Below are 18,530 nucleotides of genomic sequence, written 5' to 3'. Positions count from 1 at the left end.
GCGGGGGCTGAGCGCGCGGTTCCCCGCGCCCCTGAAAACGCTCGCCCTCACCCGTGAGACCCGCCCCCGCCGGGGGAAGCGCCTGTCAAGGGCTCGCGCATGCGGCGCAGGGCAACACACCAGGGGCGCGGGGAACTGCGCGACAAGCCCCCACCGGCGGACGGTCGCGGCACCCACCGCAAGGGGCAGCCCGGCGCGTCACCGGGCCGGAGCCACCTCGCCGAGGTAGGAGATCAGCTCGGCCACCGGCGCGGAGAAAGCGGCGCGGCCCCACGCGTGGAGGGGGCGGCGCCAGGGCGGGGTGAGGGACACCGCGGGGGTGCCGGGCGGGACCGCGTAGGAGGGGACCGCCACCACGCCCGCCCCCGCCGCGGCCATCGCGACCGCCGTCGTCGTGTGCTCGGTCCGCACCGCGCCCCGGGGTGCGAACCCCGCGCGTTCGCAGGCCAGGTCGATGAAGGGCCGCCCGTCCACGACGGGCTCCATCGCGCACCGGACCCAGTCCCGCCCGGCCAGCGCGGCGAGCCGTACGGGTCCGCCGCCCGCGAGCGGGTCCCCCGGCGGGAGCACGACGACGACCTCCTCCTCGCCGATCACCGCCCGCGCCGCGGCGTCGGCGCCGTCCCCGCCGTGCCCGACGGCGAGATCCGCGACGCCCCGCTCCATCGCGTCGTCGAGATCCTCGTCCCGCGCGTATTCGCGCAGTACGAGCTGGACGCCCGGGTGGTCGCGCCGCCAGCGGGCGAAGGCGGGCGGGAGCAGCCCGGCGGCGACGGAGTGGACCGCGGCGACGTGGATCTCGCCGCCCTCCGCCCCCGCCGCGGCGCGCGCCGCCCGCTCCGCCTGCGCGGCGCCGCGCACGGCCAGCTCGGCGTGCGGCAGGAACGCCCGGCCCATCGCGGTGAGCCGCACCCCGCGCGGGAGCCGCTCCAGCAGCGGCCCGCCGACGCGCCGTTCGAGCGCCTTGATCTGGTGCGACAGCGCGGGCTGCGTGACGTGCAGCCGCTCCGCGGCGCGCGTGAAGGAGTCGGCTTCGACGACGGTGACGAAATACTCCATCTGCCGCAGGCTCACTGCGGGGCCTCCTCATAAACATCCTGCATGGACAATGCGCTGATTATGCCTTGGACTCATGATGCGCGGCCGCCGGAGACTGGCCGCATGACGAGCGAGAACACCCCGGACGCCGCCCCCGCGGAAACGGCGGACGTCATCGTGATCGGCGGCGGCACGGGCGGCTACAGCACGGCCCTGCGCGCCGCGAACCTCGGCCTCGACGTGGTGCTGGCCGAGCGGGACCTGGTCGGCGGCACCTGCCTGCACCGCGGCTGCATCCCCAGCAAGGCGATGCTGCACGCGGCGGAACTGGTCGACGGCATCGCCGAGGCGCGCGAGCGGTGGGGCGTCAAGGCGACGCTGGACGCGGTGGACTGGCCCGCGCTGACCGCGACCCGCGACGACATCGTGGCCCGCAACCACCGCGGCGTGGAGGGGCATCTCGCGCACGCCGGGGTGCGCGTGGTGCGGGCCGAGGCGCGGCTGACCGGGCCGCGCACGGTGGCCGCGGGCGGGCGGACGTACACCGCGCGGCGCGGCATCGTCCTGGCGACGGGCTCGCGTCCGCGGCTGCTGCCGGGGCTCGTCCCCGACGGGCGGCGGGTCGTGACGAGTGACGACGCGCTGTTCGCGCCGGGCCTGCCGGAGTCCGTGCTGGTACTGGGCGGCGGTGCGATCGGCGTCGAGTACGCGTCGCTGCACCGCTCGATGGGCGCCCGGGTGGTGCTGGTCGAGGCGGCCGGCCGGCTGCTGCCGCTGGAGGACGAGGAGGTGTCGCGGCAGCTCGAAAGGGGCCTGCGCAGGCGCGGCGTGGAGATCCTGACCGGCGCGCGGACGACGGGCGCGGAGCCGTACGACCGCGGGGTGCGGGTCACGGTGCTGTCCGCGCGCGGTGAGTCGCGCGTCCACGACGTGGACAGGCTGCTGGTGGCGGTGGGCCGCGAGCCGGTCACGGACGGGCTCGGCCTGGCGGCGGCGGGCCTGGCCGCGGACGCGCGCGGCTTCGTCCCGCCCGCCGGCTGGGCGCGGCTGGAGACGGCGGTGCCCGGCATCCATGTGGTGGGCGACCTGCTGCCGCCGCCCTCGCCGGGCCTGGCGCACGCGTCCTTCGCGGAGGGCCTGCTGGTGGCGGAGGTGCTGGCCGGGCGCAATCCGCGGCCGGTGGACTACGCGGCGGTGCCGCGGGTGACGTACTCCAGCCCGCAGACGGCCTCGGTCGGGCTGACCGAGCGGCAGGCCCGGGAGGCCGGCCACGAGGTGGTGGTGAACGCGATGCCGCTGACCGCGGTGGCCAAGGGCATGGTGCACGGCCGGGGCGGCAGCGTGAAGGTGGTCGCGGCGGCGGGCGGCCCCGTCCTCGGTGTCCACCTGGTGGGACCGCACGTCTCGGAGATGATCGCCGAGAGCCAGCTGATCGTGGGCTGGGAGGCCGATCCCGCGGACGTCGCCGCGCATGTCCACCCGCACCCGACGCTCTCGGAGGCGGTCGGCGAGGTCTTCCTGATGCTCGGCGGCCGCGCCCTGCACCAGACCGCCTGACACCTGCCCGCCGCCGGGCCCTGGGGTGAATCGGGTCTAGCCGGTCCTGCCCGCGGGCATGCATCCTGCGCGGGACGCAGTGGCCGGCGGCGGACGGGAGATGTGCGTGCTGTTCGAAGTGTGGGCGCCCCAGGCCCAGCGGGTGGAGGTGGCGACCGGCGGGCGCACGCACCGGCTCGGCCCCGACCCGGCGCGCGAGGGGTGGTGGCGGGCCGACCTGTCGGCACCGGCGGGCACCCGCTACGCGTACGTCCTGGACGGCGGTCCGCCGCTGCCCGACCCGCGGTCTCGGCGGCAGCCGGACGGGCCCGACGGGCCGAGCGCGGTCGTGGACCACGACGCCTTCACCTGGTCGGCGCCCTGGCCGGGGCGCGGCCTGCCCGGCGCGGTGCTCTACGAGCTGCACGTCGGCACCTTCACCCCCGAGGGCACCTTCGACGCCGCGATCGAGCGGCTGCCGCACCTGGCCCGGCTGGGCGTCACGCACCTCCAGCTGATGCCGGTGTGCTCCTTCCCCGGTACCAACGGCTGGGGCTACGAGGGGGTGTCGCTGTGGTCGGTGCACGAGCCGTACGGCGGGCCCGAGGCGATGAAGCGCTTTGTCGACGCGGCGCACCGGCACGGCCTCGGCGTCGTGCTGGACGTCGTGCACAACCACCTCGGCCCCTCCGGCAACTACCTGCCCGCCTTCGGCCCGTACTTCACCGACCGCCACCACACGCCGTGGGGCGACGCGGTGAACCTGGACGCGCCCGGTTCCGACGAGGTGCGCGCCTTCCTCGTCGGCAGCGCCCTGGCCTGGCTGCGCGACTACCGGCTCGACGGGCTGCGGCTGGACGCGGTGCACGCGCTCGTCGACACCCGCGCGCTGCACTTCCTGGAGGAGCTGTCGACCGCGGTCGACGGGCTGTCGGCGGCGGTCGGCCGCCCGCTCTTCCTGATCGCCGAGTCCGATCTGAACGACCCGCGCACCACCGCCCCGCGGGAGGCGGGCGGCCTGGGCCTGCACGCGCAGTGGAACGACGACTTCCACCACGCCCTGCACGCCGCCGTGACGGGCGAGGCGCAGGGCTACTACGCCGACTTCGCCGCCGCGGGCCCCGCCGCTGTGGCCAGGACGCTGACCCGCGGCTTCTTCCACGACGGCACCTGGTCCTCCTTCCGCGGCCGCCACCACGGCCGCCCGATCGACCCGACGACGCTGCCCGGGCACCGGCTGCTCGGCTACGCCCAGACGCACGACCAGGTCGGCAACCGCGCCACCGGCGACCGGCTGGCGCCGCAGGCGCTCGGCGTCGCCGCGGCGCTCGTGCTGACCTCGCCCTTCACCCCGATGCTCTTCATGGGCGAGGAGTGGGGTGCGGCCACCCCGTGGCAGTTCTTCACCGACCACCACGACGCGGAGCTGGGCGCGGCCATCACCGCGGGCAGGCGCCGGGAGTTCGCCGCGCACGGCTGGGCCGAGCAGGACGTGCCCGACCCGCAGGACCCGGCCACCCGGGACCGCTCGTGCCTGGACTGGGCGGAGCCGGAGAAGGACGGGCACCGCGAGCTGCTGGAGTGGTACCGCGCGCTGATCGCGCTGCGCCGCGCCGAGCCCGCCCTGACCGACCCGCAGCTGGACGCCGTCGCGGCGACGGCGGGCGGCCGTACGCTGCGGGTCGCGCGCGGCCCCTTCCGCGTCCTCGTCAACTTCTCCGACGCGCCCGCGCGGGTACCGCTGAACGCGCCCTGCGAGGTCGTGCTCGCCCGCCCGGCGTGCAAGCTGCTGCCGGGCCCCGCCGTGCAGCTGCCCGCCCGGGGGGCCGCGGTGCTGCGGACGACGGGCGCTACCGTGGACGTATGACCCACGACCGGCAGGACCGGCCCCAGGACGACACGGCCGACGAGCCGCGCGCGGACTGCGTGCTGTGCGGCGAGCCGACCGAGCACCCCGCGAGCACCCGCGGCGCGACGCACTGCCCGGTGTGCGAGTGGCAGGAGGCCCAGCGCACGGCCTGCTCGGGCTGACCGGCTCGCGGCTACGTCGTCAGGAGCGCGGTGCGGGCCGCCTCGACGTCGAAGTCCGCGGGCGGGTAGTGCGGATCCATCAGCTCCAGATGCTCCAGGAGGAGCTGGGCGACCGCCCAGTTGCGGTACCACTTGCGGTCGGCGGGCACCAGGTACCAGGGCGCGGTCTCGGTGGCGCAGCGCTCCAGCGCCGCCTCGTACGCCTCCCGGTAGGCGGGCCACAGCGCGCGGTCGGCGATGTCACCGGCGGTGAACTTCCAGTGCTTGGCCGGGTCGTCGAGCCGGGCGAGCAGCCGGCTGCGCTGCTCACCGGGGCCGATGTGCAGGAAGACCTTCAGCACGGTGACGCCGTCGTCGGCGAGCGACTGCTCGAAGCGGTTGATGACGCCGTAGCGGCGGGACCAGGTGGCGCGTGGGACGAGGTCGCGGACCCGGGCGGCCAGCACGTCCTCGTAGTGCGAGCGGTCGAAGACGCCGATCTCGCCGGGCCCGGGCACCGCCTGCCGGATGCGCCACAGGAAGGGGTGCCGCCGCTCCTCGGGGGTCGGCGCCTTGAAGGCGGTGACCCGGACGCCCGCCGGATTCAGGCCGGAGGCGACGTGCTTGACGGTGCCGCCCTTGCCCGAGGTGTCCATGCCCTGGAGGACGAGCAGCAGGCAGCGCGGGTCGCCCGCGGTGCTCTGGGCGAAGAGCCGGTCCTGCCACCGGGCGAGCAGCGGCCGTACGCGCGCGGTCTCGGCCCGCGCTCCCGCCTTGCCGCCCGCGGGGGCGCCGGGGGTCTGCCGGGTGCCGTACCCGGCCAGGTCGACCGGGCCGGGCGGGACCCGCAGCAGCGACCGCAGGTCGGGGGCCGTCGCACGGCTGCTCTTGGGGGCCATGCACCGATCGTGCGCCGGGCCGCCCCGTCCCGCCAGCGCGGGGCGGGTCAGTCCGCCCGGGCGCCGTCCGGACGCGCGGCGTCGCGGGCCAGCGCGGTGAGCCGGGAGACGGCCCGGAAGTACTTCTTGCGGTAGCCGCCGGACAGCAGCTCCGCCGAGAAGAGCCGGTCGAAGGGCACACCGGAGGCCATGACCGGGACCTCGCGGTCGTAGAGCCGGTCGGCGAGCACCACCAGACGCAGCGCGGTCGCCTGGTCGGTGACCTCGGTGACCCCGCGCAGGAAGACCGCTTCCACGCCGTCGCACAGCGCCCCGTAGCGGCTCGGGTGGACGGTCGCGAGGTGCGCGGACAGCTCCGCGAAGTCGTCGAGGGCCGCGCCGGGGGTGCCGAGGGCGGCGCGCGTCACCTGCTCGTCGGCGTAGGGCTCGGGCGCCTGCGGCAGGCCGCGGTGCCGGTAGTCCTCGCCGTCGATCCTGATGCTGGTGAAGCGCGCGGACAGGCCCTGTATCTCGCGCATGAAGTCGGCCGCGGCGAAGCGCCCCTCGCCGAGCCTGCCCGGCAGCGTGTTGGAGGTCGCCGCGAGTGTGACGCCGGCGTCCGCGAGCTTGCCGAGCAGCGTGGAGACCAGCACGGTGTCGCCGGGGTCGTCGAGCTCGAACTCGTCGATGCACAGCAGCCGGTGGTCCTTGAGGGCCGCCACGGCGGGCTGGAAGCCCAGCGCGCCGACCAGGTTCGTCAGCTCGACGAAGGTGCCGAAGGCCTTGCGTTCGCGGGGCGCCGGGGTGGCGTGCCAGAGCGAGGCCAGCAGATGGGTCTTGCCGACGCCGTAGCCGCCGTCGAGATACACCCCGCCCGCGGCGGGTGCGGGCGGGGCGGCGCGGAACCAGCGGCGGCGGGCCTGCGGGGCGTCCTGCCGGGCGAACGCGCGGAGCTTCGCGACGGCCTCGGCCTGGCTCGGCCGGTCGGGGTCCGCGACGTAGGTCTCGAAGCGGACGCCGTCGAAGCGCGGCGGGGGCACCATCTCGGCGACCAGCCGCCCCGTCTCGACATGCGGTGTGCGGCCGCTCAGGGCGACCGGGCCGAGCAGCGCGGATTCGTACGACGGCAGTGCTGTCACGACTGTCCAGCGTAGTCCCTTCGGGGGACGCCCACGCGCCGGGACACCGTGGGGCGCGCCACTTCGGGACGTGGGAGGATCGCGGGTATGCGGCGTCTGTACCCACCCGCCGAGGCGGCGGAGACCGTCGGCCCGGCGGACGCACTCGACACCCCGGGCGGCCTCGCGGAGGTCTACGCCTACCCGGCCTCGGTGGCGGAGGGACGCCCCTGGCTGCGGGCGAACATGGTCGGCTCGCTGGACGGGGCCGCGGTCGCCGACGGCAAGTCCGCGCCGCTGTCCTCCCCCGCCGACATGCGGATCTTCGGGGTGCTGCGGGCGCTGGCCGACGTGGTCGTGGTGGGCGCCGAGACCGCGCGCCGCGAGGGCTACCGGCCGGCCAGGGCGCGCAAGGAGTTCGCCGGACGGCGGGCGGCCGCGGGCCAGGCGCCGGCCCCGGCGATCGCGGTGGTCACCCGCAGTCTCGACCTGGATTTCGACAGCCCGCTCTTCCGCGAGCCGGTCGTCCCGACGCTGGTCGTGACGGGGGCGGCGGCGCCCCGCGAGCGGCTGGTGGCAGCGCGGGCGGCGGATGTCGAGGTGGTCGTCGCGGCGCAGGACGCGGAGGACGGGGCGGGGGTGGACCCTGTTCGCGTGGTCGCCGAGCTGGCCGCGCGCGGCTACCCGCGGCTGCTGCACGAGGGCGGTCCGCGGCTGCTGGCGCAGTTCGCGGCGGCCGGCGCCGTCGACGAGCTGTGCCTGACGGTGGCGCCGCTGCTCACGGGCGGCGGGGCGCCGCGCATCATGAACGGCCCCGCCGTCCCCGGCCCGGCCCGCTACGCGCCGCGGTCGGTCCTGGAGGAGGACGGCTTCCTCTTCACGCGGTACGTCCGCGCGTAGCACGCACACCTCACGCCTGTCCGCCCGCCGCCCCGGGTCCCGCACGCCGGGCGGGCCGGCAGGCGACTCGCGTAAACCCCGCGCCGCGTCGTACGCCCCCCGGGGCAAGGGTGAGCCGTAAAAAGCGGATTCGTACGTTCCGCTTGGTGTCGCTCGGGAAGACTCATAGCGGTGCCCTGTGAAGATCGGGGCAGGATGGTTTGCAGGGCGGCCGAGTGGCCCCTGAGAAAGAAGGACGCGTCCGTGTTCACGACCGTACTCATGATCGAGAAGGCGCTCGCCCCCGCCGACGTGGAGCTCGTCACCACCCTGCACGGCGACGAGCCGGTCTCGTTCGTGGTGCTGATGCAGCCCCGCGGCGACCAGGACCGGCTGCTGCGGGCGGTGGACGACGTGGCGCTCGGCCACCTGGAGGAAGCCGCGCGGGAGAACGACGTGCCGGAGGGCGAGCAGGCCCACGGGCCCGCCGAGCTGGCGCTCGCCGCCTCCGTCGACCAGCTGCACACCGCCGGGGCCGAGGCCGTCGGCGAGATCATCCAGAAGCATCCGCTGGACGTCCTCAAGGCGGTGGTCGAGCGCACCCACGCCGACGAGGTGATCGTGCTGACGGCGCCGCATTTCGTCGAGGAGTTCTTCCACCGCGACTGGACGTCCAGGGCCCGCCACAAGGTGGGCGTGCCGGTGCTGAAGCTCTTCGCCCAGCAGGACGACGACGAGTGACGGACGGGGCGGCGGCGCCCGCCCCTCGCCGGATCCCGCGGGTGCGCGGAGCGGCGTGCCCGGCAGTGCGAGAATCGGCTGACCCGTCCCGTGGACGACCCGGCCACCTCTTGGAGATGCGCGTATGAGCCCGACCGTTCCGCCCACCCTGGACCGACCGCACTTCATCGGGATCGGCGGCGCAGGGATGTCGGGCATCGCGAAGATCCTCGCGCAGCGCGGCGCGGCGGTGGCGGGCAGCGACGCGCGCGAGTCGGAGACGGCGGCCGCGCTGCGAGCGCTCGGCGCGACCGTGCACATCGGCCACGCCGCGGGGAATCTCGCGCCGGACGCCACCGCGGTGGTCGTCTCCAGCGCGATCCGCGCGGAGAACCCGGAGCTGGCGGCGGCCCGCGAGCGCGGCCTGCCGGTCGTGCACCGCAGCGACGCGCTGGCCGCGCTGATGGCCGGCACCCGCCCGGTCGCGGTGGCCGGCACGCACGGCAAGACGACGACGACCTCGATGCTGGCCGTCGCCCTCGGCACGCTGGGCCTGGCCCCCTCCTACGCGATCGGCGGCGACCTCGACGCCCCCGGCTCCAACGCCCACCACGGCGCCGGCGACCTCTTCGTGGCCGAGGCCGACGAGAGCGACCGCAGCTTCCACGCCTACGACCCCGAGGTCGCGGTGGTGCTCAACGTGGAGTTGGACCACCACGCGAACTACGCGTCGATGGAGGAGATCTACGACTCCTTCGTGACCTTCGCCGGCAAGATCCGCCCCGGCGGCACCCTGGTCGTCTCCGCCGACCAGGCGGGCGCCGTGGAGCTGACCCGGCGGCTGGCCGGCGCCGAGGGCCTGCGCGTCCTCACGTTCGGCGAGGCGCCCTCCAGCGACCTGCGGGTCACGTCCCTCACCCCGCGCGGCCTGACCAGCGAGGTCACCGCCGTCCTGCCGGACGGCCGGGAGCTGGCCTTCACCGTCTCGGTGCCCGGCCGGCACTACGCGCTCAACGCCGCCGCCGCGCTCGCCGCCGGCATCGCCCTCGGCGTGCCCGCCGAGGAGCTGGCGCCCGCGCTCGCGTCGTACACCGGCGTCAAGCGCCGCCTCCAGCTCAAGGGCGAGGCCGCGGGCGTGCAGGTCATCGACTCCTACGCGCACCACCCGACCGAGATGGCCGCCGACCTGGAGGCGATCCGCGCGGCCGCGGACGGCGGCCGGGTGCTCGTGGTCTTCCAGCCGCACCTCTTCAGCCGCACCCGCGAGCTGGGCAAGGAGATGGGCGGTGCGCTCGCGCTCGCCGACGCCTCGGTGGTGCTGGACATCTACCCGGCGCGCGAGGACCCGATCCCCGGGGTGACCAGCGCACTCATCGTCGATGCCGCGCGCGCCGCGGGCGCCGACGTGACCCCGGAACCGGACCGCGAGGCGGTCGCGGAGCTGGTGGCAGGAATGGCGAAGCCCGGCGATCTCGTTCTCACCATGGGGGCGGGCGACGTGACCGACCTCGGACCGCGGATTCTGGCCCGCCTCGGCAGCTGAGAGGACCTCCATGCCGTACGAAGTGAACAAGTCCGACGAGCAGTGGCGCGAGGAGCTGTCCCCGCAGGAGTACGCGGTTCTGCGGCAGGCCGGCACCGAGCGTCCCTTCACCGGTGAGTACACCGACACCAAGACCGAGGGCGTGTACGCGTGCCGCGCGTGCGGCGCCGAGCTCTTCCGCTCCGCCACGAAGTTCGAGTCGCACTGCGGGTGGCCGTCGTTCTACGACCCGGCCGACAGCGACGCGGTCGAGCTGATCGAGGACCGCGCCATGGGCATGGTCCGCACCGAGGTGCGCTGCGCGCGCTGCGGATCGCACCTGGGCCACGTCTTCGCGGGCGAGGGCTACCCCACCCCGACGGACCAGCGCTACTGCATCAACTCGATCTCGCTGCGGCTGGCCCCCGCCGGGGAGTGACGCGCGCGGGGGGCGGGCACCGGAGGAGTCCGGTGCCCGCCCCTTCGCGTGTGCGGGTGGTCAGCTCGTGGTGCAGGAGACGGTCGGGGCGCCGTTGCTGCCCGAGTAGTTGGCGTTGAAGCCGAAGGACGTGCTCGCGCCGCCGCCCAGATTCCCGTTGAAGCTCGCGTTCGTCACGGTCACCGTGTTGCCGGACTGGGTGTAGCTGCCGTTCCACAGGTTGGTGACGGTCTGGTTGCCCGGGAAGGTCAGCTTCACGGTCCAGCCGTTGATGGCCGAGGAGCCGTTGTTCTTGACGTTCACCGCTCCGGTGAAGCCGGCGCCCCAGTCGGAGGAGTTGGTGAAGGCCGCCGAGCAGCCGCTGCCGCCCGAGCCGCCGGTGGTGCTCCCGCCGGTGGTGCTGCCCCCGGTCGTCGTCCCGCCGGTGGTGGTCCCGCCGGTGGTGGTCCCGCCGGTGGTGGTGCCACCCGTGGTGCTGCCGCCGGTGGTGCTGCCGCCCGTGGTGGTCCCGCCGGTGGTGCTGCCGCCGCTGGAGCCGACGGTGATGTTGGAGCTGCCGGAGGAGCCGTAGCCCTCGGTCGCCAGGATCTCGTAGTTCGGGGTGCCGAGGTTCAGGCCCGCCTGCGACCACGCGTTGAAGAAGTTGGAGACCGTGATGGTGCCGCCGGTGCGCTTGGCCTGGCGGATCGCCCAGTACTGGTAGAACGTCGCGGTGCCCTCGATGGACGGCTGGTTGACGCGCTGCGTGCGGTACAGGTCGTACGTGCTGCCGTCACTGGTCACCGAGCCCAGCTTGGTCGAACCGGAACTCGGGTTGTAGTTCCCGTAGTTGTCGACGATGTAGTACTCGATGAGCGGGTTCGTCGTCCAGCCGTACAGCGACAGGTAGCAGTTGCCGTTGCAGTTCCACGTGCCCGAGTACGTCACCGGGGCGGTCGTGCCCGGGTTCCAGCCCTTGCCCGCCACGAAGTTGGTGACGTTGTTCCACGTGGTGCTGTACTGGCCGCCGGAGCCCATCGTCATCGAGGCCTGGCCGCTGTTCTGGCTCCAGAACGAGTAGAAGTACCCGTTGTTGGTGCCGGTGCTGTTCGAGTTGACGGTCGTGTCGGCGTGGGCCGCGCCGGGGAGCGCGAAAGCGACCATGACCGACGCCGCCACGGCGATGAGACCTCGGACGGCGGCCATGACGGGGCGTCTGGGGCGCATGACGCGGGTCAGCAGACTCACTGGGTTTCCTCCTAGCACGGATGTGGGGGGCGGTCGCGTGCCGTCCCCCGGCCACCGCGGGCCGGTGGGCCTCGGGCAGCAGGGACATGGCACGCACCCCGACCGCCGAGCGTGCCGCGGCCGGAGTCCCGGGCCCGAAGGGGTGCGGCCCGGATCGCCGGCAACTCGTCACCGGTGACGCGGAACAGTCTGGACCGCGCCCTCCGGGTGTCAACACTTTCGGTAGAGATTTCGAAATCTTTCTGTCCACAGGGATGCCATAGACAGGTAATTCCCGCAGGTCAGCGGGCACTTGTGGTGATCGGGCGGACTTGGACGGCCAACTCCCGCGATGACCAGGGCATGTGACGGCCGGAACAGCACGCACCGCTTCGAAAGTTTCGAGGATCGTTGCCGCAGCGCAGGACCGGTTCGCCGGGCATGGCCGGAATCGTTCGGTACGGGGGCCGCGGCGGCCGCGAGGAGGCTGTTCCGCTACTCCGCGCCGAGGCGGGAGACGGCCGCGCAGGAGAGCAGGCCCGCGGCGGCCGCGGCCGCCGCGGCGAGCGCGAGCGGCAGCAGGGGGTAGTGGACCGCGCCCGTGCGCGAGCCGGTGACCAGGCCGGTGACCGCGGCCTGCGCGGGCGACCCGGACACCAGCAGCACCGCGCCCGCGCCCAGCGCCGTGACCAGCAGCGACCAGCCCGCGCCGCGCACCAGCGGCGGATTGGTCAGCGCCCCCACCGCGCCCCCGAGCAGCACCGCCACCGCCGCGGCCATCAGCCCGGCCAGCGCCGCGGGCCCCACCGCGACGGCGGTGCTCAGATCGTCGGAATGCGCCCCGCTCACGACGGCGACCAGCGCGGTCCCGGCCGCGCCCAGCAGCGCGGCGGCGCCCACCCCGACGGCCAGCGCCCCGGCGTGCGCCCGCCCCGGCCCGACCGCGGAGGCCGTGCAGGCCCGCGCGGCGGCGGGCTCGTTCCGCACGCACACCCGCACCAGCCACGCCGTCACGGGCAGCAGCAGCGCGGCCGCGTACCCCATCGAGCCGAGCACCGGCTCCCCGCTCCTGATCCCGACGGCCATGACCGCGGCGTATCCCAGCAGGGGCGCCAGCCAGCGGTGCGAGCGGGCGAGCAGCGCGGCCTGGTAGCGCAGCAGCGCCCCTGCCCGCTGCCACGCGCCGCCCGGCGGCGGGGCGGCGGGAAGCGCCTGCCCGGCGGGGCCACCGGTACCGGCTTCCGGCACGGGGGGCGGGAGCGGGGCCGCGTCCCGTGCCGCCGCGGGCTCGGCCTCCGGCCGGAGAGTCGGCTCCGCCGGGGCGCGGGCGTCGTCGGTGGACGGCGCGGGCCGAGCGGGGGGCGGGCCCCCTTCGGCCGGAGGCGCGGGGCGGACGGCGGTGACGTGCCACGGCGGGTCCGCGGTCAGCAGGCTGCGCAGGGCCGCGTCGGAGGCCGCCGCCGGCAGGACGAGGCGGGCCGGGGGTGGGCCCGGGAGGGCGTACGGGCGGACGTCCGGGGGGAGTTCGCCCGCGCCCTCGGCCTCGATCAGCATGCGGCCCGGCAGGGGCAGGGTGCCCGCGGGGGTGCGTAGGTACGCGGTGGCCCGGCCCGCGGCGGGGTCGACCGCCACCGTGACGTCCTGCTCCCCGGCCAGCCGGCGCGGGTCGTGGTCGACGAAGACGACCGTGCCGCCCGCCGCGGTCCTGGCCCGTACCGCGGCATCCAGCGTGGCGCGGGCGGCGGTGTCCAGGCCGGTCCACGCCTCGTCGAGCACCAGCAGCCCGGGGTCGGCGAGCAGGGCCTGGACGATCGCGACCTTCTGGCAGGTGCCCTTGGACAGCTCGTCGAGCGGGGTGCGGGCGTACCCGGCGACACCGAAGCTTTCCAGCCAGTGCGCGGCGCGCTCCCGGGCGGTCGCGGCGGACAGGCCGCGGACGGCGCCGAGGTGCGTCAGGTAGCGCAGGGCGGGGAAGGGCAGCGCGGCGGGGAAGCGCTCCGGGACGTACGCGGTGGAGTCGGCGGGACGGCCGGTCACACGTCCGGCGGTGGGGCGGTCGACCCCGGCGAGGATCCGCAGCAGCGTCGACTTGCCGCTGCCGTTCACGCCCTCGACCCGCACCAGGGCGCCGCGCGGCAGCTCCAGCCCGACGTCCCGCAGCACCCACGGACCGCGCAGTCCGTAGCGCCGTCCGACACCGTCGAGTCGCAGTACGGTCGCGTGCACGGGCCCATCCTGGACCACCCGCCGCGGGCCGCCAAGCGGCGGTGGCAGACTGGGCCCGTGACCAGCCCCTTCCAGCACAGCGCCGCCGAGCGGGACGCGGCGCCGCAGTACGTCCTGCCGCTCGTCGTACGGATCGAGCGGGACGCCCCGCCGGAGCGCACCGACGCCCTGGAGACCGCCGCCCGCGCCGTCCTGACCTTGCTGTCCGACGAGCGCGCGACGGCCGAGGACGGGGAGTGGGCGCAGGCCGTCCGCGACTGGCAGGACGCCCGGATCCGCAAGGTCGTCCGGCGCGCGCGGGGCGCGGAGTGGCGGCGCGCGGAGACGCTGCCCGGCATCACGGTGACCGGCCGCGCCGCCGAGGTGCGGGTATACCCGCCGGTGCCGCTCGACGGCTGGCCCAAGGACCTCGCCAAGCTCCAGGTCTCCGGCACCGAACTCGACGACCCCGCGCCCCCGCCGCCGCCCGCCGCGGACGAGCCGGTGCTGTGGCTCAACCCCGAGGTCACGATGTCCGCGGGCAAGGCCATGGCCCAGGCCGGGCACGGGGCGCAGCTCGCCTGGTGGGAGCTGAGCGCTTCCGAGCGGGCCGGCTGGCGGTCCGCGGGCTTCCCCCTCGCGGTCCGCACCGCACCCCCCGCGACCTGGCCCACCCTCGCCGCCTCCCCCCTCCCCCTCGTGCGCGACGCGGGCTTCACGGAGATCGCCCCGGGCTCAGCGACTGTCGTCGCGGACCACCCGGCCTTGCGCACCCCCCACGCCTGACGGCGCCCCGAACAGCCCCTTGCGGTGACGCCCGCGACCTTCCCGCCGTCGTGGCTTGTCGCGCAGTTCCCCGCGCCCCTGGGTGATTGCCACGTGCGGAGGCATGTCGCGTCTCCCCCGGCGGGGGCTGAGCGCTCCGTTCTCCCCCAGGCTCCGCCTGGGAGGTGCCCCCACGCGCCCCTGGGGGTGCCCTCGCCGCGCAGGGTGAGGGTTTTCAGGGGCGCGGGGAACTGCGCGACCAGCCACCCACCCGCGGAAGATCCCGTGACAAGGGAACGCGGCACCCCGCGGGGAAAGGGACGCGGGGAACTGCGCGCTCGACCCCCCACCGGCAGAAGGTCCCGCGACGAGGGATATCGCACCCCGTGGGGCTCACGGCAGGAGGACGAGCCGCCCCCGTACGCCGCCCGCGGCGAGGCGGGTGTGGGCGGTCGCCGCCGCGGCCAGCGGGTAGGTGGCGGCCACGCGCAGGGAGACGAGGCCCGCGTCCGCGAGGGCGGAGAGTTCGGTGAGGCGGCGCCCGTCCGCGCGGATCCAGACGTTGGCGACGCGGGTGCCGCGCCGCGGCACGGGGTCGGACCCGTGCCCGACGGCCACGAACGCCCCACCGCCCCGCAGCGCTTCGAGCGCGGCCTCGCGCAGCTCGGCCGCGTCGAGGACACCGTCGACCCCGCCGGGCGCCCACGCCCGCACCGCGTCGCCGACGTTGGCGACGGAGCGGGGGACGAAGTGCTCGGCGCCCAGCTCCCGCACCAGCTTCTCGTCGTCCGCTCCGGCGAGCGCCGCGACCCGCAGGCCGCGCAGCACGGCGAGTTCCACCGCGAAGCCGCCGACGCCGCCCGCCGCGCCGGTGACCAGCAGGGTGCTGCCCGCGGGGAGGTCCAGCAGGTCGAGGCCCTGGTCGGCGGTGAGGGCGTTGAGCGGGATCGTCGCGGCCTCGGCGGCGGTCGCCTCGCGCGGGGCGCGGCCCACTGCGGCGGTGTCGAGGACGACGTGCTCGGCGTAGCCGCCGGTCGCCAGGTCCAGCCGGTCGACGCAGCCGATGACGCGGTCGCCCACCGCGAAACCGGCCCCGGCGCCCACCGCGTCGACCCGGCCCGCGACGTCCCACCCGACCCCGTACTGCGCACGCGGCGCGGTGAAGCCGACGGCGACGATTCCCCCGGCGCGCACCGCGAGGTCGACGGGGTTGACGCCCGCGGCCTCCACCGCGATGCGCACCTGGCCCGGCCCCGGCTCCGGCACCGGCTGCTCGACGACCTCCAGCGCCTCGGGCCCGCCGAACTCCCGGACGACGACCGCCCGCATGACCCCGCTGCCGGTGTTGCCCATCTCCGCACTCCTGCCTGCCGGTTGACGCCTTCCGCGGGGGCGTCCGCACCCCGCGGAACGACCCTAGGCAGCGCTACTCTCTTCCGGTAAGCAGGCACCTGGAAGTGCGTAACCCACCGGAGGGGACCGTCATGCCGACGAGGACCGCGGCCGAGCGCCGGGCGGAGGCACGGATCGCGTACGACGCGTTCCTGGCGGCCTGCCCGTCACGGCAGTTGCTGGAGCGGCTGGGCGACAAGTGGACGACGCTGGTCGTCACCGCGCTCGCCGAAGGACCGCTGCGCTACGCCGAACTGGCCCGGCACATCGCGGGCGTGAGCCAGAAGATGCTCACCCAGACCCTGCGCGCGCTGGAGCGCGACGGCCTGCTGACGCGCACGGTGACACCGGCCGTGCCGGTCCGGGTGGACTACGAGCTGACCGCTGTCGGCCGCGACCTGCTGCCCGTGCTGGCGGCCGTCAAGGACTGGTCGGAGCGGAACATGCCGGCCGTGCTGACGGCCCGCGAGGCGTACGACGGGGAGCACGCCTGACGCACGGCCGGGCCCGGCCCCCGAGAGGAGGCCGGGCCCGGAGGGGGCGGCGCTCAGGCGAGGCCGGCGACCAGGTCGGCGATCTCGCGGCGGCGCCCGGTGTAGAAAGGCACCTCCTCGCGGACGTGCCTGCGCGCCTCGGAGGCGCGCAGGTGCCGCATGAGGTCGACGATCCGGTGCAGCTCGTCGGCCTCGAAGGCGAGGATCCACTCGTAGTCGCCGAGCGAGAAGGACGCGACGGTGTTGGCGCGCACGTCGGGGTAGCCGCGGGCCATCTTGCCGTGGTCGGCGAGCATCCGGCGGCGGTCCTCGTCGGGCAGCAGGTACCAGTCGTACGAGCGGACGAACGGGTAGACGCTCACGTAGTCGCGCGCGTGCTCGTCGGCGAGGAAGGCCGGGATGTGCGACTTGTTGAACTCCGCGGGGCGGTGCAGCGCCATGTTCGACCACACCGGCTCCAGCGCGCGGCCCAGCCGGGTGCGGCGGAAGAGGTTGTAGGCCTCCTGGAGCGCCTCGGACGTCTCGGAGTGCCACCAGATCATCAGGTCGGCGTCCGCCCGCAGCCCGGACAGGTCGTACGTGCCGCGGATCGTGACGTCCTTGCCGGCGAGCTGCGCGAACAGCTCGTCGACCTCCTCCGCGTAGCCGGAGCGGTCTTCCGGGAGCGGGGCGCGGAGCCGGAAGACCGACCACAGGGTGTAGCGGATGACCTCGTTGAGGTCCTTGGCCTTCTTGCCCGCGTGGGGGGCCTTGGCGTGCGCGGCAGCGGGATCGGCGGCGGGGACGGGGGCGTCGGCAGGAGTGGAGTCGGTCATGCGGCTATTCTCCCGCGCCGCCCGTCCCGCCGGGCACCAGGGTGGCCAGCAGCCCGTCCGCGGCCCGCTGCCCGCTGCCGACGCAGGCGGGGATGCCGACGCCGTCGTAGAGCGCGCCGCACACCTCCAGGCCGGGCAGCTTGCCGACGTGCTCGCGGATCCGGGCGACCCGGTCGAGGTGGCCCACCGGATACTGCGGCAGACCGCCCTGCCACCGGGTGACCCGGGCGGCGACGGGCGCGGCCCGCAGCCCGACCGCCTGCTCCAGGTCCTCGCGGGACAGCCGCACCAGGTCGGTGTCGTCCCACGCGAGGTCGCCCTCGTCGCCGAAGCGCCCGACGGAGGTGCGCAGCACCACCGTGTCGCCGCCCGCCTCGTCCAGCCAGCCCCACTTGCGGCTGGAGAAGGTCGAGGCCTTGATCGTCCGGCCGTCGACCGGCGGCACCAGGAAGCCGCTGGACTGCGGCAGCGCCGCCAGGTCGGCGCGCCGGAAGGCCATCGTGACCAGCGCCATGCTCGCGTAGTCCACACCGGACAGCTCCGCCGCGGCGGCCGGCGACTCGCCCTCCAGCAGCCGCGCGGCGGCGGGCGCGGGCACCGCGAGCAGCACGGCGTCGGCGTCGATCGCGCGGTCGGCGAGCCGGACCCGCCAGCCGTTCGGCCCCGTGCGGTGCAGCTCGCGCACCCGCGCGCCGGTCTCGACGGCGACGCCCAGCGCCCGGCAGGCGTCGGCGACCGCGAGCGGCAGCCGCCCGACACCGCCGCGCAGCCCGTTGAAGACCGGGCCGGCCGCGGTGGACGCGGCGGCCCTGCGCTGGATCCCGCGGGCCGCCTCGATGAGCGAGCGCCCCCCGGTGGCGGCGGCCCAGAGCTGCGGCACCGCGGCCCGCAGCGAGATCTCGTACGCGTTGCCCGCGTAGACGCCGCCGAGCAGCGGCTCGACGAGCCGGTCGACGACCTCCCGGCCGAGCCGGGCGGCCACGTACGCGCCGACGGCCACGTCCCCGTCGACCGCGGTGCGCGGCAGGACGTGGTCGAACGGGATGCGGGCCAGGCCCGCGGGCGAGATCACGCCGGAGGCGGCGAGCGGTCCGAGGTCGCCGGGCACGCCCATCACATGGCCCTTCGGCATCGGCCGCAGCCGCCCGCGGGTCCACACCGTGGCGCCCAGCACGGCGGGCGGCTCCAGGTCGTCGCCGAGCCCGACCGCGCGGGCCAGGGCCACCGCCTCCGGGCGGCGGGCGAGTATCGACTCGGCTCCCAGGTCGACCGGGACCCCGGCGATCTCGTCGGCGTGCAGCTTGCCGCCGAGCCGCGCGGCGGCCTCCAGCACCGTGACCCGCACTCCCGCGCCGGCCAGCCGATGGGCCGCGGCGAGCCCGGAGATGCCGCCGCCGACGACCACCACATGGGCCGGGGGCCGCTCCTCCCCGGAGTCGCTTGCGGGTCCGCGGGATGCCGCCGCGGCCGGACCGGAGTGCGCGTCGCTCATGCGTCCACTGTCTCAGACGCC

Annotated in this window: 17 protein-coding genes; 9 read left to right on the top strand and 8 right to left on the bottom strand. The window is 75.7% G+C overall.

The window, feature by feature from the left end:
* Positions 1-198 precede the first annotated feature (198 nt).
* Positions 199-1,074: a LysR family transcriptional regulator gene (locus ACH4SL_RS04840; protein WP_398441984.1), complete on the bottom strand. Its 876-nt coding sequence runs from the start codon at positions 1,072-1,074 to the stop codon at positions 199-201.
* An 87-nt stretch (positions 1,075-1,161) separates the two neighbouring features.
* On the opposite strand from ACH4SL_RS04840, the gene ACH4SL_RS04835 reads away from it, so the two are divergent.
* The 3 genes from ACH4SL_RS04835 (at position 1,162) to ACH4SL_RS04825 (ending at position 4,605) form a co-directional block, all read left to right on the top strand.
* A complete protein-coding gene (locus ACH4SL_RS04835) occupies positions 1,162-2,595 on the top strand; it encodes an FAD-dependent oxidoreductase (RefSeq protein ID WP_398441983.1) in 1,434 nt (477 codons plus the stop codon).
* A gap of 106 nt (positions 2,596-2,701) precedes the next feature.
* Positions 2,702-4,441 (top strand): malto-oligosyltrehalose trehalohydrolase, encoded by a 1,740-nt coding sequence (treZ, locus tag ACH4SL_RS04830; RefSeq protein ID WP_398441982.1) that lies wholly within the window; start codon positions 2,702-2,704, stop codon positions 4,439-4,441.
* The gene (locus ACH4SL_RS04825; protein WP_398441981.1) at positions 4,438-4,605 is read left to right on the top strand and encodes a hypothetical protein; all 168 of its coding nucleotides are present in this window, start codon (positions 4,438-4,440) and stop codon (positions 4,603-4,605) included. The genes treZ and ACH4SL_RS04825 overlap by 4 nt, the downstream gene beginning before the upstream one ends.
* Positions 4,606-4,616: 11 nt before the next feature.
* On the opposite strand, the gene ACH4SL_RS04820 is transcribed toward ACH4SL_RS04825, so the two are convergent.
* Together ACH4SL_RS04820 and zapE are read right to left on the bottom strand one after the other, a co-directional pair.
* Positions 4,617-5,483: a PPK2 family polyphosphate kinase gene (locus ACH4SL_RS04820; protein ID WP_398441980.1), complete on the bottom strand. Its 867-nt coding sequence runs from the start codon at positions 5,481-5,483 to the stop codon at positions 4,617-4,619.
* A gap of 47 nt (positions 5,484-5,530) precedes the next feature.
* Positions 5,531-6,601 (bottom strand): cell division protein ZapE, encoded by a 1,071-nt coding sequence (gene zapE, locus ACH4SL_RS04815; RefSeq protein WP_398441979.1) that lies wholly within the window; start codon positions 6,599-6,601, stop codon positions 5,531-5,533.
* A gap of 87 nt (positions 6,602-6,688) precedes the next feature.
* Here zapE and ACH4SL_RS04810 point away from each other — a divergent pair, with 87 nt between their 5' ends.
* From ACH4SL_RS04810 to msrB, 4 genes are all read left to right on the top strand, one after another.
* A complete protein-coding gene (locus tag ACH4SL_RS04810; protein ID WP_398441978.1) occupies positions 6,689-7,480 on the top strand; it encodes a pyrimidine reductase family protein in 792 nt (263 codons plus the stop codon).
* Between the two features lie 243 nt (positions 7,481-7,723).
* On the top strand, positions 7,724-8,200 hold the full coding sequence (locus ACH4SL_RS04805; RefSeq protein WP_398441977.1) for an indole-3-glycerol phosphate synthase: 477 nt from the start codon (positions 7,724-7,726) through the stop codon (positions 8,198-8,200).
* Positions 8,201-8,324: 124 nt separating this feature from the next.
* Positions 8,325-9,722, top strand: coding sequence for a UDP-N-acetylmuramate--L-alanine ligase (gene murC / locus ACH4SL_RS04800; protein WP_398441976.1), 1,398 nt, complete (start codon positions 8,325-8,327; stop codon positions 9,720-9,722).
* 10 nt (positions 9,723-9,732) lie between these two features.
* Positions 9,733-10,140 carry a peptide-methionine (R)-S-oxide reductase MsrB gene (msrB, locus tag ACH4SL_RS04795; RefSeq protein ID WP_398441975.1) on the top strand — a complete coding sequence of 136 codons (408 nt, stop codon included), beginning with the start codon at positions 9,733-9,735 and terminating at the stop codon, positions 10,138-10,140.
* A gap of 60 nt (positions 10,141-10,200) precedes the next feature.
* Here msrB and ACH4SL_RS04790 read toward each other — a convergent pair whose 3' ends face one another.
* Together ACH4SL_RS04790 and ACH4SL_RS04785 are read right to left on the bottom strand one after the other, a co-directional pair.
* Positions 10,201-11,367, bottom strand: coding sequence for a glycoside hydrolase family 11 protein (locus tag ACH4SL_RS04790; RefSeq protein ID WP_398441974.1), 1,167 nt, complete (start codon positions 11,365-11,367; stop codon positions 10,201-10,203).
* A 474-nt stretch (positions 11,368-11,841) separates the two neighbouring features.
* Positions 11,842-13,572: an ATP-binding cassette domain-containing protein gene (locus ACH4SL_RS04785; RefSeq protein ID WP_398441973.1), complete on the bottom strand. Its 1,731-nt coding sequence runs from the start codon at positions 13,570-13,572 to the stop codon at positions 11,842-11,844.
* Positions 13,573-13,629: 57 nt separating this feature from the next.
* On the opposite strand from ACH4SL_RS04785, the gene ACH4SL_RS04780 reads away from it, so the two are divergent.
* Positions 13,630-14,337 (top strand): peptidyl-tRNA hydrolase, encoded by a 708-nt coding sequence (locus ACH4SL_RS04780; protein ID WP_398441972.1) that lies wholly within the window; start codon positions 13,630-13,632, stop codon positions 14,335-14,337.
* A 372-nt stretch (positions 14,338-14,709) separates the two neighbouring features.
* Here the strand turns inward: ACH4SL_RS04780 and ACH4SL_RS04775 are convergent, their stop codons facing one another.
* On the bottom strand, positions 14,710-15,645 hold the full coding sequence (locus ACH4SL_RS04775) for an NADP-dependent oxidoreductase (RefSeq protein WP_398442671.1): 936 nt from the start codon (positions 15,643-15,645) through the stop codon (positions 14,710-14,712).
* Between the two features lie 155 nt (positions 15,646-15,800).
* On the opposite strand from ACH4SL_RS04775, the gene ACH4SL_RS04770 reads away from it, so the two are divergent.
* A complete protein-coding gene (locus tag ACH4SL_RS04770) occupies positions 15,801-16,202 on the top strand; it encodes a winged helix-turn-helix transcriptional regulator (protein ID WP_398441971.1) in 402 nt (133 codons plus the stop codon).
* Between the two features lie 53 nt (positions 16,203-16,255).
* On the opposite strand, the gene hemQ is transcribed toward ACH4SL_RS04770, so the two are convergent.
* On the bottom strand, positions 16,256-17,017 hold the full coding sequence (hemQ, locus tag ACH4SL_RS04765) for a hydrogen peroxide-dependent heme synthase (protein ID WP_398441970.1): 762 nt from the start codon (positions 17,015-17,017) through the stop codon (positions 16,256-16,258).
* A 4-nt stretch (positions 17,018-17,021) separates the two neighbouring features.
* Positions 17,022-18,509: a protoporphyrinogen oxidase gene (hemG, locus tag ACH4SL_RS04760; protein ID WP_398441969.1), complete on the bottom strand. Its 1,488-nt coding sequence runs from the start codon at positions 18,507-18,509 to the stop codon at positions 17,022-17,024.
* Between the last annotated feature and the right edge of the window lie 21 nt (positions 18,510-18,530).

The organism is Streptomyces sp. NPDC021020, assembly GCF_044333285.1.
GTDB lineage: Bacteria > Actinomycetota > Actinomycetes > Streptomycetales > Streptomycetaceae > Actinacidiphila.
Note: the sequence above shows the minus strand (reverse complement) of the source record. Positions and strands in the feature narration are given on the sequence as shown.

Excerpts from the sequence above, each read along its gene's own strand:
- ACH4SL_RS04835 (WP_398441983.1), top strand. The coding sequence starts at position 1,162 with ATGACGAGCGAGAACACCCCGGACGCCGCCCCCGCGGAAACGGCGGAC.
- ACH4SL_RS04825 (WP_398441981.1), top strand. The coding sequence starts at position 4,438 with ATGACCCACGACCGGCAGGACCGGCCCCAGGACGACACGGCCGACGAG.
- ACH4SL_RS04820 (WP_398441980.1), bottom strand. The coding sequence starts at position 5,483 with ATGGCCCCCAAGAGCAGCCGTGCGACGGCCCCCGACCTGCGGTCGCTG.
- ACH4SL_RS04810 (WP_398441978.1), top strand. The coding sequence starts at position 6,689 with ATGCGGCGTCTGTACCCACCCGCCGAGGCGGCGGAGACCGTCGGCCCG.
- murC (WP_398441976.1), top strand. The coding sequence starts at position 8,325 with ATGAGCCCGACCGTTCCGCCCACCCTGGACCGACCGCACTTCATCGGG.
- msrB (WP_398441975.1), top strand. The coding sequence starts at position 9,733 with ATGCCGTACGAAGTGAACAAGTCCGACGAGCAGTGGCGCGAGGAGCTG.
- ACH4SL_RS04775 (WP_398442671.1), bottom strand. The coding sequence starts at position 15,645 with ATGCGGGCGGTCGTCGTCCGGGAGTTCGGCGGGCCCGAGGCGCTGGAG.
- ACH4SL_RS04770 (WP_398441971.1), top strand. The coding sequence starts at position 15,801 with ATGCCGACGAGGACCGCGGCCGAGCGCCGGGCGGAGGCACGGATCGCG.
- hemQ (WP_398441970.1), bottom strand. The coding sequence starts at position 17,017 with ATGACCGACTCCACTCCTGCCGACGCCCCCGTCCCCGCCGCCGATCCC.
- hemG (WP_398441969.1), bottom strand. The coding sequence starts at position 18,509 with ATGAGCGACGCGCACTCCGGTCCGGCCGCGGCGGCATCCCGCGGACCC.